This window comes from Pseudobacillus wudalianchiensis (assembly GCF_001685015.1).
In the GTDB taxonomy this organism is placed as follows: domain Bacteria; phylum Bacillota; class Bacilli; order Bacillales; family Domibacillaceae; genus Pseudobacillus; species Pseudobacillus wudalianchiensis.
The window spans coordinates 120,211-134,269 of sequence record NZ_MAYT01000028.1 but is presented as its reverse complement, the minus strand read 5'-3'; the positions used below and the strand labels follow the sequence as shown (position 1 = coordinate 134,269).

The following is a 14,059-nucleotide window of genomic DNA, read 5'->3' as shown; positions in this document are numbered from 1 at the left end:
TCGTATGTTCTATAATTCCTCCATTTTTCATAATTTTAAAACTATGGAGGGAGGCATGGACAATGAGAAAAATAAAACATATGATTAGTGTATTAGTCATTGGAATAATTATGTTATTTTTCGTTGAGAGTAAAATGGTCAGCAGTTATCTTGAACAATTAAAATATGAGTCGCAGCTTGTCCATCAGAGCGGGCCATCATTACGCCAGCAAATTAAACAGGAAGCAAAAGATCGCTTTATTGCACCTAAAGATGCTAAAATTGACCGAGTATGGAAAGCGATACCGGGTTATAATGGTCTCAAGGTGGATGAGAAAAAATCCTATCAATGGATGAAAAAAGAGGGAACATTTCAAGAAAGTCGTTTACTATACAAACAAGTACCGCCTAAAGTTCATTTAAAGGACTTGCCTCCTGCCCCGATTTACCGCGGTCACCCTGAAAAGCCAATGGTAAGTTTAGCTGTTAATGTGGCATGGGGAGAAGAGTACTTGCCGGAAATGTTAGAAGTGTTGAAAAAGCATTCAATTCATGCTACCTTTTTCTTCGAAGGACAGTGGGTAAAAAAGCACCCAGACCTAGCAAAATTGATTATAAATGCCGGTCATGAAGGAGGAAATCATTCTTATACTCACCCAGACATGGCACGTCTAAGTGAGGCACGCGCTAAAGAAGAGATAGAAAAGACAAACAGTGTGATAGAATCAGCAATAGGAACGCGCCCACAGCTGTTTGCACCGCCAAGCGGCAGCTTTACTGATGCGACGGTAGAAGTTGCGCATCAGCTTGGAATGCAAACCATTTTATGGACAGTAGATACGATTGACTGGAAGAAGCCGACCCCTGACGCTCTCATCAATAGGGTCATGAGTCGTATTCATCCGGGAGCTATTATTTTAATGCATCCAACGGAGGCCTCATCTGCTTCTTTAGATACATTAATAAAAGAGATAAAAGCTAAACAATTGAAAATAGATACTGTATCCAACCTGCTAACCGAAACTAGAATTGTTTCTCATACATCATCATCTAGTCATTAACGAACTTCGGCTTGTTACGGCGGCTGAAATAGGAGGATTACATTGATAAAAAAGTTTACTTGCGACAATGGGGTCAGAATTATAATGGAAGAAATACCAACTGTGCGATCAGCAGCGATTGGCATCTGGATTGCCACAGGGTCGAGAGATGAAACGCCAGAAAACAACGGTATCTCCCATTTTCTAGAGCACATGTTCTTTAAAGGCACAGATACGAAGTCAGCGAAAGAGATTGCTGAAAGCTTTGATAGCATTGGCGGTCAAGTGAATGCTTTTACTTCAAAGGAATATACGTGCTACTATGCGAAGGTGTTAGATAATCATGCAGCCTATGCTTTAGATACACTGGCTGATATGTTTTTTAACTCAGCTTTTGCTGAAGAAGAGATGAATAAAGAAAAAAGTGTCGTGCTCGAAGAAATTAAAATGTATGAAGATACACCGGATGATATTGTTCATGATTTACTGAGCAAAGCCTTTTATAAAAACCATCCGCTCGGATATCCGATTCTCGGTACGGAAGAAACGCTTACTTCTTTTACGAGTGAAAAATTAAAACAGTACATGCACGATATGTATACACCGGATCGTGTTGTTATTTCGATTGCGGGTAACGTTTCAGATGAGTTAGTGAAACAAGCTGCGAAGCTTTTCGGATCTTATGAGGGAGGAGAACGTCCAAGCTATAACGTGCCTCTTCAAACATTTACAGAGAAAATAGTCCGAAAAAAAGAGACAGAGCAAGCACATCTTTGTCTCGGATTTGAAGGGCTGCCGATTGGCCATAAGGATGTATATAGCCTAATTGTTTTAAATAATATTTTAGGAGGAAGCATGTCGTCCCGTCTGTTCCAGGAAGTTCGGGAGCAGAGAGGGTTGGCTTATTCCGTTTTTTCCTATCATTCTTCATTCAAAGATAGTGGGCTTGTAACGGTATACGGCGGCACTGGAGCCGATCAGTTAGATGAACTATTTGAAACGATTCAGATGACGCTTGTTGCATTAAAAGCAGAAGGAATCAGCAGTAAAGAGCTTCATAACAGTAAAGAACAATTAAAAGGTAATTTAATGCTAAGTTTGGAAAGCACGAATAGCCGGATGAGCCGCAATGGCAAAAATGAGCTATTATTGAAACAACATCGTTCACTCGATGAGATTGTTAGTTTAATCGATGAAGTCACGATGGATAAAGTAAATGATTTAGGCCGTAAAATCTTTAGCAGTGACTATTCAGCTGCCCTTATTAGTCCCGCCGGTAAGTTTCCGGCTGCCGTTACGATATAACACTCTAAATCCCTTGCATTTTGCAAGGGATTTTTTTATTCATTTCACCGAAATTTTATTTTTTCATACAATGTAGAAGCGAGAAGGAAAGGGAAGGTGAAAACGGTGCTTACTGGACTCCAAGTGGCAGTATTAGGCGGAGATGCCCGCCAGCTTGAAATCATTCGTAAATTAACGGAACTAGATGCAAAAGTCTACCTGGTGGGATTTGATCAGCTAGAACAAAGCTTTGCCGGTGCTGTGAAAGAAAAGCTAGAAGAGCTGCCCTTTAATGAATTAGATGTCATTGTTTTGCCTGTAGCTGGCTTGCAGTCGACAGGTGAAGTCGAAACGGTTTTTTCACCTCATCATCTCCGCTTAACAAAAGATATGCTTGCGAGAACACCGGATCACTGTGTGGTATTTACCGGAATTAGTCCGACCGCTTTGACAAAACTAGCCGAGCAGACAGGAAAAAAACTGATTCGGCTGCTTGATCGAGATGATGTAGCCATTTACAACTCCATCCCTACAGCTGAAGGGGCGGTTATGATGGCGATCCAGCATACAGATTTTACGATACACGGTTCGACTGTGGCTGTTCTTGGCATGGGGAGAGTGGGGATGAGCGTAGCGAGAACATTCGATAGCTTAGGAGCGAATGTAAAGCTTGGTGCAAGGAGAAGTGAACATTTAGCAAGAGCTATTGAAATGGGGCTGACACCATTTTCGATTGATGAGCTTCCTAAAGAAGCAGAGTCTCTCGACATTATTATTAATACGATTCCTTCTTTAGTGATCACAGCACAGGCCATTGCCAAAATGAAACCACATACCCTCATCATCGATCTAGCTTCCAAACCGGGTGGAACCGATTTTCAATTTGCTAAAAAGAGAGGCATAAAATCGATCCTTGCTCTAGGGCTGCCAGGAATCGTCGCCCCAAAAACAGCAGGTCAGATTTTAGCAGGTGTCATAACAGACCTGTTAAAAGATATCGACATGATGAAAGGAGATTGAACGATGTCACTAAAAGGGAAACGAATTGGATTTGGGATTACGGGTTCTCATTGTACGTATGAAGAAGTGTTTCCACAGATTAAGAAGCTAGTAGAGCTTGGGGCGGATGTAGTGCCTATTGTAACAGCGACGATGAAAGGAACCGGCACGCGCTTTGGTGAAGCCGGCGAATGGGTGAAGAAAATCGAAGAGGCAACAGCAAAAAAGGTCATTGATTCGATTGTAGAAGCTGAGCCGCTCGGTCCGAAAACGCCGCTCGATTGTATGGTGATTGCCCCGATCACGGGAAATTCGCTTAGTAAATTAGCGAATGCAATGACAGATTCCCCGGTTTTAATGGCTGCTAAAGCAACGCTGCGAAATTTAAGACCAGTGGTTCTCGGTATTTCAACGAATGATGCTCTCGGATTAAATGGCATGAATATTATGAGGCTGATGCCAGTAAAAAATATTTTCTTTATCCCGTTTGGTCAGGATGATCCAGAGAAAAAACCAAATTCTATGGTGGCAAGAATGGAGAGTCTGCCAGAAACGATTGAAGCAGCCTTAGGAGGAAAACAATTACAGCCAGTTATTATTGAGCGATTCCGTTACGGGAGTTAATTTCTCCCCCTTTTTTCTCTTTTTTTTAGAACTCAGCATTTTGTTGCTCTTTTCGAACTTTAATGTGATAAAATAGTAGCTATTAAAAGGCTATTCCATTTTTTTAACTATTTAATATTGTTTAAAAACTATTACATATGCACAAGTTTATTTGTTCATAGGGAATTTGAAAGGGGAAAAAGAAAAATGAGTACAAAAGGGTTTCACATCGCTCTCGTAGGTGCAACTGGCGCAGTTGGCCAACAAATGCTAAAAACATTAGAAGAAAGAGAGTTTCCAATCCGTCAATTAACATTGCTTTCATCTGCGCGTTCGGCAGGAAAAGCACTTTTTTATAAAGGTGAGGAAGTTATTGTACAAGAAGCAAAGCCGGAGAGTTTTGAAGGGGTCGACATTGCTTTATTTAGTGCAGGAGGCAGCATCTCAAAACAGCTTGCTCCAGAAGCAGTAAAACGAGGAGCGGTTGTTGTAGATAACACAAGCGCTTACCGCATGGATGAAAATGTCCCGCTTGTTGTGCCAGAAGTAAATAAAGAGGATTTAAGAAAGCATAATGGCATCATCGCTAATCCAAACTGTTCAACGATTCAAATGGTAGCGGCACTTGAGCCAATTCGTCAATCATATGGCTTGAAAAAAGTGATTGTTTCTACTTATCAGGCGGTATCTGGCGCAGGAGCACAAGCTATCAATGAAATGTACAGCCAAACTCAGTCTCTTCTTGATGGCAAAGAAGTAACACCAGAACTATTGCCAGTAGGAAGTGACAAAAAGCATTATCAGATCGCTTTTAATGCTATTCCTCAAATTGATAAATTCCAAGAAAACGGATTTACATTCGAAGAAATGAAAATGATCAATGAAACAAAGAAAATTATGCATATGCCTGAGCTTAGTGTAGCGGCTACGTGTGTACGTCTTCCTGTAGAAACTGGTCACTCAGAGTCTGTTTATTTTGAAGTAGAGACTCAAGGATTAACTGCAGCTGATATTAAAGGTAAATTAAAGGATGCACCAGGAGTAGTCCTGCAAGATAATCCAGATGAACAAGTATATCCAATGCCTGCACAATGTGTCGGTAAAAAAGAAGTATTCGTTGGACGTGTGCGTAAAGACTTAGATCAAGATACAGGCTTCCATATGTGGGTGGTTTCTGATAATCTTCTCAAAGGCGCTGCTTGGAATTCTGTTCAAATTGCTGAAACGTTGATTGAGATGGAGATCGTAAAGGAAAAGTAATCGTTGGATGATCTCACCACAGAAATGCAGAGGTGTTTATAGTGAAAGTTATCGTACAAAAGTTCGGAGGCACATCGGTTCGCAATGAAGAATCGCGCCACCATGCCAAGCGGCATATTGAATCAGCGATTAAAGAAGGGTACAAAGTTGTGGTTGTTGTTTCTGCGATGGGACGTCAAGGTGATCCTTACGCAACAGATACTCTCTTATCTCTAGTAAACGGAACAGAGATGAAATTGACAACGAGAGAGCAAGATATGCTTCTTTCTTGTGGTGAAGTTATATCAAGTCTCGTTTTTACAAACATGTTGTTAGAACATAATATTAAAGCCTGTGCTATGACGGGTGCTCAAGCAGGGTTTGTAACAAATGATGACCATACGAATGCTAAGATCCTTGAAATGAAGTGTGACCGCTTATTGAAAACTCTCCACTCACATGATGTTGTCGTCGTTGCCGGTTTCCAAGGAGCGGCTAAGACGGGGGACGTGACTACCATCGGACGTGGGGGGAGCGACACGTCGGCTGCTGCTCTCGGCGCTGCTTTACAGGCAGAATGGGTAGATATCTTTACCGATGTGGAAGGGATTATGACAGCTGATCCGCGCATTGCGACTAAGGCGCGGCCGCTTTCTGTTGTGACCTATAATGAAGTGTGTAACATGGCTTATCAAGGAGCGAAGGTTATTCATCCTCGTGCAGTAGAAATCGCTATGCAGGCAAAAGTGCCAATGCGTATTCGTTCTACTCATTCTGATGGAATTGGTACGCTTGTTACGTCTATTGCAAAGCCGGATCAGGGACCAGATATCCGTGAGCGTCTTGTGACAGGAATCGCCCATGTAAGCAATATTGCTCAAATTAAAGTACAGGCGAAAAAGGATCAATATAACCTACAGTCAGAAGTATTTAAAGCAATGGCGAATGAGAAGATCAGCGTCGACTTTATTAATATTTCTCCGACGGGTGTTGTGTATACCGTTGCTGGTGATCGAGTGGACCGGGCCGTTGTCGTCTTAAGAGAAATGGGTTATGAGCCTGAAGTAGAGAAAAACTGTGCAAAAGTATCAGTTGTCGGGGCTGGCATGACAGGCGTACCAGGTGTAACGTCCAAAATTGTTACTGCTCTAGCTGAGAAAGGCGTCGGCATCTTGCAATCTGCTGATAGTCACACAACGATATGGGTGCTCGTAAAAGATGAAGAGCTCGTTACGGCTGTTAATGCGCTTCACGACGCTTTTCTTTTACATGAGGATCAATTTGAATACGAAAATAACTAAGCCGGCTGTTTGAAGGAGGAAAATGAGTATGATTTCTTTCGGTCGGGTGTCAACCGCCATGGTGACGCCGTTTGACTCAAAAGAGAATGTTGATTTTGAGAGAACGACTCAATTAGTGAACTACTTAATCAACAACGGAACAGACTCACTCGTTGTAGCAGGGACAACTGGAGAATCTCCTGTTTTAACTGCAGAAGAAAAAGTTGCGTTATTTCGTCATACAGTTAAGGTAGCCGATGGACGAGTACCTATTGTGGCAGGAACCGGCAGCAATAATACACGCCAGTCCATTGAATTAACGAAAAGAGCTGAAGATGCAGGGGTAGACGCTATCATGCTCGTTGCTCCTTACTACAACAAACCGAATCAAGAAGGGCTATACCAGCATTTTAAAGCGATAGCAGCAGCAACTTCTTTACCGGTAATGCTTTATAATATTCCAGGGCGTTCAAGTGTCAATATTGAGCCTGAAACGATCATCAGGCTATCTAAACTGCCTAATGTTGTCGCGGTGAAAGAAGCAAGCGGCAATCTAGATGCAGTAACAGAAATTATTGCAGGCACAGTTGACGACTTCCAAGTGTATAGTGGGGACGATGGTCTAACGCTTCCGATTCTTTCTGTTGGAGGAGACGGTATTGTCTCCGTTGCTTCACATGTCGTCGGCAATGAAATGCAGCAAATGGTTTCTTCTTTCTTAAGCGGTGACCACGAACAAGCAGCCAAAATGCACCAACAGCTTTTACCGCTGATTAAACAATTATTTGCTGCTCCGAGTCCAGTGCCAGTCAAGACGGCCTTGCAGCTAAAAGGCATGGACGTGGGGTCTGTTCGTTTGCCGCTCGTTCCGCTTACGGAAGCTGAGCGTGCTGCTTTACAAAAATTAATATAGCATAAAAAAATTCCCGAAAAGTTCGGTCTCCCGGCTGAGGCAGCTGCAGAAAGCTCTTTCTGTTCTGATTTCAGCAAGGAGCTGCTTTGCGGGAATTTTTTATTATGAAAGGTAGATAAAAGTTGTTACTGGATAGATAGTATTGGCTTTACTTTCCTTCATCCTTTATAATAAACATAATGTGATGTGGGGCGGGTGTTCTTAAGTATAGGAGGAAATTTATAGTGAGTAAGAAGAAAAATGAAACGATCAAAGTGATTCCGCTTGGCGGAGTAGGGGAAATTGGGAAAAACATGACTGTTATCGAGGTGGACGAGGAAATTTTCGTGGTAGACAGCGGTTTAATGTTTCCAGAAAATGAAATGCTCGGCATCGATATTGTCATCCCAGATATTTCATATTTAATTGAAAATAAGGACCGTATTAAAGGCATCTTTCTAACACACGGCCATGAAGATGCGATCGGTTCGTTAGGCTACGTATTGCAAAAAATTAAAGCGCCTGTTTACGGAACAAAGCTGACGATTGCTTTAGCCAAAATGCGGCTCCGTGAAGAGAATGTGAAAGAAGAAGTAAAGTATTACACGGTTCATTCAGATACAAAGCTTCGTTTTGATGGGGTAGAGGTCACTTTCTTCCGTACAACTCACAGTATTCCGGATTCTGTCGGTGTCGTGATCCATACTTCAGAAGGATCGATCGTGCACACAGGTGAATTTAAATTTGACCAGGCAGCCAAAGGACTGTATGCACCGGATATTGGGAAGATGGCGCAAATCGGTCAAAGTGGCGTCTTTATGCTGTTGTCTGATTCTACTGAAGCAGAGCGTCCAGGCCATACAACTTCTGAAGAAGTCATTGCCAGCCAATTATCGGATGCTTTTCATATGGCTAAAGGACGGATCATTGTCGCTTCGTATGCTTCCAACCTCATTCGTATCCAGCAGGTGTTCGATGCAGCTTATGAGAATGGCCGAAAAGTAGCTGTCAGTGGTAAGAGCATGCAGCGTGTGAACGACGTGGCGATCAAGCTAGGTTATTTGAATATTCAAGAAGATATCCTCGTGAGTTTGCAAGAAATTAGTGAATATCCTGAAGATGAAATTGTCATTTTAACAACTGGTGTCCAAGGAGAACCGATCGAAGCCCTGCAAAAAATGGCCAAAGGCACAAATAAGCACGTGAGAATTAAAGAAGGAGATACCGTTTTAATCACGGCTACACCTTCGCCGGGATTAGAGCTGTTAATGGCTAAAACGGTGAATCTTCTTTATCGTTCTGGAGCAAATGTTGTAACAGGCAATCGCAAAGTCCATGTTTCAGGTCATGGTTTTCAAGAAGATTTAAAATTTATGCTTAATTTAATGAAGCCGCGCTATTTCATTCCTGTTCAGGGAGAATACCGTATGCTCAAAGCCCATGCCAAGCTGGCTTCACAAACGGGAGTGCGAGCGGAGAATATTTATATCCCTGAAAAAGGGGATGTCATTGAATATAAAAATGGTAAATTGCGTGTGAGCTCAAAAGTGACTGCCGGCAATGTACTTATTGATGGAATCGGAGTAGGCGATGTCGGCAATATCGTATTAAGAGATCGTAAACTTCTTTCCCAAGACGGGATTTTCATTGTTGTCATCACTTTAAGCAAAAAACAAAAACGAATCGTATCCGGTCCAGAGATTATTTCTCGCGGGTTTGTCTATGTCCGAGAATCAGAAAAGTTAATGGAGCAGTCAACAAAATTGATTACCGACATCGTAGAAAAAAATATGGCTGGCGAATCTTTCGATTGGTCAAGCATTAAGCAGGATATAAGAGACCAGCTTAATTCTTTCCTATTCGAAAAAACAAAACGCCGCCCAATGATCCTGCCCATCATTATGGAAGTTTAGAAAAGCGGAGGGCGCTCGTCCAGCGCAATAGGTGGTTGGAGAAATTTTTGTTGGAGTCGTGCTTTGACTCCGATAAAAATTTTGAAGCCGCCGTATGCGCTAGCGTCCGCAGCTAGACAATAGAAAAGCGGAGGGCGCTCGCTAAGCGGCGACAAGCATAAGACAAGCCGGCAGGAAGGTTGTTCTTTAACTTTCTGGACGGAATGGCTTATGATCTCGAGCCGTTAGTGTCTGGCAAGCTTCTCAAAAGAAAGCATGCTAATGTCCAATAAAGAAAATGAGCATTTATTTCCATTCTCAAATAAGCCCTCGGGCTTATTTTTTTTATGTCTTACACTCTTAAGTTCCTTTTGCATAATATCAGCACGGATGAAAAGAATATGCATATACAAGCTAGGTGTCAGAGTGTGCCATCTTTGAAAGGAGCAATGGGATATGGATATAGAAAAGAAAACGATGGAAGAGACAGAGCAGGAAGAGCAGACGGAAAAAAATCAATCGGCTTTAATGGAAAAAATTCAGCAGCTTGGACAGACGAACGTTCCCCAGCTTTCAAACGATTCTCCTGTTCATTGTTTAACAATCATTGGACAGATTGAGGGGCATCTGCAGCTGCCTCCGCAAAATAAAACAACCAAATATGAGCATGTTATTCCACAAATTGTGGCGATTGAACAAAACCCATCTATCAAAGGGCTGCTGATTGTTTTAAATACGGTAGGAGGAGATGTAGAAGCCGGACTCGCTATTTCTGAAATGCTTGCTTCTTTATCAAAACCAACTGTTTCTATAGTGTTGGGAGGCGGCCATTCTATCGGTGTGCCGATTGCTGTTTCTTGTGATTACTCGTTTATTGCTTCGACTGCCACAATGACCATTCACCCAATTCGGCTGACGGGTCTTGTGATTGGAGTTCCGCAAAGCTTTGAGTATTTAGATAAGATGCAGGAGCGTGTAGTGAATTTTGTTAAACAGCACTCTTCTATTTCTGAAGAAAAGTTTAAGGAGTTAATGCTGGCAAAGGGAAATCTGACAAGGGACATAGGAACAAATGTAGTTGGAAAAGACGCCGTAGAATATGGGTTAATTAACGAAGTAGGCGGAATTGGAGAAGCGATGAAGAAATTAAATGAATTAATTACTGCCAAGGAGCAGAGTGGGACGATGATCCAATGATTTTATATACAATCATGCCATATGAGCACATTTACCCGGAAGACGCTCAAGCTAGCAATATGGAGCTGATTTCTTGGAATGGCATTCCGCTTTTTGCAGAGCGTGAAGACAATCGATATAAGGTGGTCCGCATTCTTAGTACAGATCCAGCTCATTATCTCAATCAGCAAGTAGCGCCTGGACAGTTCATTTCTCTATAAACATCGTTAGATAGATGCGAACAAATATGCTATAATATAGAAAGCAGCCACATAGGCTGCTTTCTTGCTTTTTGTTTTATTCCAATGATTAGGTGGGAGCTATGGCAAATAAAAAGAAGAAGAAATCGTCCAAGCGGACAAAAAAATCAGCACAAATCAAAGAAGCGGTTAAGCTGGAGTTACTCGGTATTATTATTATTGCTTTAAGTCTAATTGGTATCATCAGACTTGGAGTGGTAGGCACAGCGTTTGTTTATTTCTTTCGGTTTTTCTTTGGTCAATGGTATATGATTGGTTTTATTGCAGCAATTGCTTACGGTATGTACATAATGGTAAAGCGCAAAAGACCTCTTTTATTTCGGAGAAAGCAAGTCGGTCTTTACGTGATTATAATTAGTCTTTTACTCTTTAATCACGTGGAGTTGTTTGAACAGCTCGGGAACGGCCGAGCGTTTAAAGAACCGAGCGTAATGGTTAACACGTGGGAATTATATCGAGAGGAATTAAAGGAAGGTATAACAGATAACGATGATCTTGGAGGCGGAATGATCGGCGCCGTCCTGTTTGCTGTCTCTTATTTTCTTTTTGATACGCTAGGTACAAAAATTTTGAGTTTTGTTCTTGTGATGATTGGTTTGATTTTAATTACGGGCCGGTCGTTTGGAGAAATTTTTGGAAAGCTGCTGTCATCAGGAGGGAAAAATCTAAAAAAACAGTGGGCTGTTTTTCTTCAAGATATGAGAGATTGGAAGAGTGAAAGAAAATCGAGACGGACAGAAAGGGCCGATCACGATGCAAGGACATCTGATGTGCTAGATGAGCCGCCTTCTCACGTGGAAAAAGACGAGAGAAGTTACTCGGCTCCGGAGCCAATTATTTCGAGCTTCACGGAGCGGGCCTATCAGGAAGAGCCAGAGCCTGTACAAGAACAGCAGAAAGAGGCAGTAAAGCCAGCAGCGCCGGATGCTGAAAAAGAGGCGGGAGAGGATCGAGCGCCTGCGATGACTTTTACAGAGGTCGAAAACAAAGATTATCAGCTTCCTTCTATTAACCTATTAACAAGACCGAAGCAAACGGACCAAAGCAGAGAGTATAAACAAATTCATGCAAATGCAGCTAAGCTTGAGAGAACATTTCAAAGCTTTGGTGTCAAAGCTAAAGTAACCCAAGTCCATCTTGGACCAGCAGTGACTAAATATGAAGTGCATCCTGATATAGGAGTAAAAGTCAGCAAGATTGTTAGTTTAAGTGATGATCTTGCGCTAGCTTTAGCTGCGAAGGACATTCGAATGGAAGCGCCAATTCCAGGAAAGTCAGCGATTGGTATTGAAGTACCGAACTCAGAAGTAGCGATGGTCTCGCTGCGGGAGGTATTGGAAGCCAACGCGAACGAAAAGCCGGATTCGAAGTTATTGATCGCCTTTGGACGCGACATTACAGGAGAAGCAGTATCGGCCGAATTAAATAAAATGCCCCATTTGCTCGTAGCTGGAGCTACAGGAAGTGGAAAGAGTGTTTGTATAAACGGGATTATTACGAGTATTTTGATGAGGGCTAAGCCTCATGAAGTGAAACTGATGATGATTGACCCAAAAATGGTTGAGCTAAACGTTTATAATGGCATTCCCCACCTCTTAGCTCCCGTTGTAACAGATGCGAAAAAAGCTTCCCAGGCATTAAAGAAAGTAGTAGGAGAAATGGAGCGCCGCTATGATTTGTTCTCTCATAGCGGAACAAGGAACATTGAGGGGTATAACACACACGTTAAGCGCCACAATGAAGAGACAGGCGAAAAGCAGCCGCTGCTTCCTTATATCGTTGTTATCGTCGACGAGTTAGCAGATTTAATGATGGTTGCTTCAAGCGACGTGGAAGACTCGATTACTAGGCTTGCCCAAATGGCGCGGGCAGCAGGGATTCATTTAATTATTGCTACTCAGCGCCCATCTGTAGATGTTATTACCGGGGTCATTAAAGCAAATATTCCATCAAGAATTGCTTTCGCTGTATCCTCCATGACAGATTCGAGAACTATTTTAGACATGGGTGGAGCGGAAAAACTTCTCGGTCGAGGCGATATGCTCTTCTTCCCTTCTGGTGCATCCAAGCCAGTTCGTGTTCAAGGAGCATTTTTATCAGATGAGGAAGTAGAAGAGATTGTTGATTATGTGATTTCACAACAGAAAGCACAATATCAAGAGGACATGATCCCCGAAGATACACCGGAAGCGACGACTGAGGTAGAAGATGAACTATACGAAGAAGCCGTTCAACTCGTAGCAGATATGCAAACCGCCTCTGTCTCTATGTTACAAAGACGATTTCGTATCGGTTACAGTCGGGCAGCCCGCTTGATTGATGAAATGGAAATGCGGGGAATCGTAGGTCCATATGAGGGCAGTAAACCAAGAACAGTTTTAATCGCTAAACAGGCAGAAGAACATATGCAATAAGGGAAGGCCGCCTAATTTTTTATATTAGGCGGCTTCTTTATGTAGGCCATGTTCAAAGTTTTCTCACATATAATTAAATAATTATAAAAATGCTTATAGGGTAAATCTGGGGTTTTTTCATAATTATGCAAGGGAATGGTATACGTACAAAACAAATCATAGGAATAGACGAATTTATCTTTTCATTCAGAACAAAAAATGCTATCTTAAACTTAAATTAGTAGAAATGTTATACATCAGAGGTCTGACGTTGTAAGAAAGTGGGTGGTTATATGACAATAAAGTCGGATAGCCGACATTTATACCTTCAAGTAATTGACCGATTAAAAAGAGACATTGAAGCAGGGATTTACAAAGAGAAAGAAAAGCTTCCGTCTGAATTTGAGCTCGCTAAACAGCTCGGTGTCAGCCGCGCCACTTTAAGAGAGGCGCTGCGCATTCTTGAAGAAGAAAATGTCATTATCCGTAGGCATGGAGTCGGAACATTTGTAAATGCAAGACCGCTATTTACTTCAGGCATTGAACAGTTGAAGAGCGTGACAGACATGATCATTCAAGCGAATATGGAACCGGGAACCATCTTTCTAAATTCGGGTATACAAAGTCCGACTGAAGAAGATAGCCGCCGATTTGATTGCAGTCCTGATGAAGAATTCTTTGTAATCGAGCGAGTACGCACAGCTAATGGAGAACCTGTTGTTTATTGTTTGGATAAAATTCCGCTAAAATATTATCCAGAAAACTATAATTATAGTGATGAATCACTTTTTTCATTGCTCGATCGGACAAGCAGTCGAAAAATTTCCTATGCGGTCGCTCAGATTGAGCCATTTGGCTATCATGAGAAAGTGTCACCCATTCTTCAATGTGAGCCTGAAACCGCCTTACTCATCTTAAAACAGTTACATTATGATGAAATGGATCAACCGATTCTTTATTCAGTTAATTACTTCAAAGCGGATAAATTTAGTTTCCACGTCTTAAGAAAGCGGTCCTAGGCT

12 protein-coding genes are annotated in these 14,059 nt (G+C 42.0%); all 12 read left to right on the top strand.

Annotated features, from left to right (window positions below; genetic code table 11):
• The first annotated feature begins 62 nt into the window (after positions 1-62).
• The 12 genes from A8F95_RS16040 (at position 63) to A8F95_RS15985 (ending at position 14,056) form a co-directional block, all read left to right on the top strand.
• Entirely contained in the window at positions 63-1,040 is a 978-nt protein-coding gene (locus A8F95_RS16040) for a polysaccharide deacetylase family protein (protein WP_065411447.1), read from the top strand.
• A 42-nt stretch (positions 1,041-1,082) separates the two neighbouring features.
• Complete coding sequence (locus A8F95_RS16035; RefSeq protein ID WP_065411446.1) at positions 1,083-2,324, top strand: M16 family metallopeptidase; 1,242 nt, start codon at positions 1,083-1,085, stop codon at positions 2,322-2,324.
• Positions 2,325-2,429: 105 nt separating this feature from the next.
• Positions 2,430-3,323 (top strand): dipicolinic acid synthetase subunit A, encoded by an 894-nt coding sequence (gene dpaA / locus A8F95_RS16030; protein WP_065411593.1) that lies wholly within the window; start codon positions 2,430-2,432, stop codon positions 3,321-3,323.
• A gap of 3 nt (positions 3,324-3,326) precedes the next feature.
• Positions 3,327-3,926: a dipicolinate synthase subunit B gene (locus tag A8F95_RS16025; RefSeq protein WP_065411445.1), complete on the top strand. Its 600-nt coding sequence runs from the start codon at positions 3,327-3,329 to the stop codon at positions 3,924-3,926.
• Between the two features lie 186 nt (positions 3,927-4,112).
• Positions 4,113-5,165 carry an aspartate-semialdehyde dehydrogenase gene (gene asd, locus A8F95_RS16020; RefSeq protein ID WP_065411444.1) on the top strand — a complete coding sequence of 351 codons (1,053 nt, stop codon included), beginning with the start codon at positions 4,113-4,115 and terminating at the stop codon, positions 5,163-5,165.
• Positions 5,166-5,206: 41 nt separating this feature from the next.
• Positions 5,207-6,445, top strand: a complete 1,239-nt coding sequence (gene dapG, locus A8F95_RS16015) for an aspartate kinase (protein WP_065411443.1) — start codon at positions 5,207-5,209, stop codon at positions 6,443-6,445.
• 28 nt (positions 6,446-6,473) lie between these two features.
• Complete coding sequence (gene dapA / locus A8F95_RS16010; protein WP_065411442.1) at positions 6,474-7,337, top strand: 4-hydroxy-tetrahydrodipicolinate synthase; 864 nt, start codon at positions 6,474-6,476, stop codon at positions 7,335-7,337.
• A gap of 224 nt (positions 7,338-7,561) precedes the next feature.
• A complete protein-coding gene (locus A8F95_RS16005) occupies positions 7,562-9,229 on the top strand; it encodes a ribonuclease J (RefSeq protein WP_065411441.1) in 1,668 nt (555 codons plus the stop codon).
• Positions 9,230-9,685: 456 nt separating this feature from the next.
• Positions 9,686-10,405 carry a ClpP family protease gene (locus A8F95_RS16000; protein ID WP_095407485.1) on the top strand — a complete coding sequence of 240 codons (720 nt, stop codon included), beginning with the start codon at positions 9,686-9,688 and terminating at the stop codon, positions 10,403-10,405.
• Complete coding sequence (locus tag A8F95_RS15995) at positions 10,402-10,605, top strand: YlzJ-like family protein (RefSeq protein WP_065411440.1); 204 nt, start codon at positions 10,402-10,404, stop codon at positions 10,603-10,605. The genes A8F95_RS16000 and A8F95_RS15995 overlap by 4 nt, the downstream gene beginning before the upstream one ends.
• A gap of 101 nt (positions 10,606-10,706) precedes the next feature.
• Positions 10,707-13,058 (top strand): DNA translocase FtsK, encoded by a 2,352-nt coding sequence (locus tag A8F95_RS15990; protein WP_065411439.1) that lies wholly within the window; start codon positions 10,707-10,709, stop codon positions 13,056-13,058.
• Positions 13,059-13,330: 272 nt separating this feature from the next.
• Positions 13,331-14,056, top strand: coding sequence for a GntR family transcriptional regulator (locus A8F95_RS15985; RefSeq protein ID WP_065411438.1), 726 nt, complete (start codon positions 13,331-13,333; stop codon positions 14,054-14,056).
• Positions 14,057-14,059 lie beyond the last annotated feature (3 nt).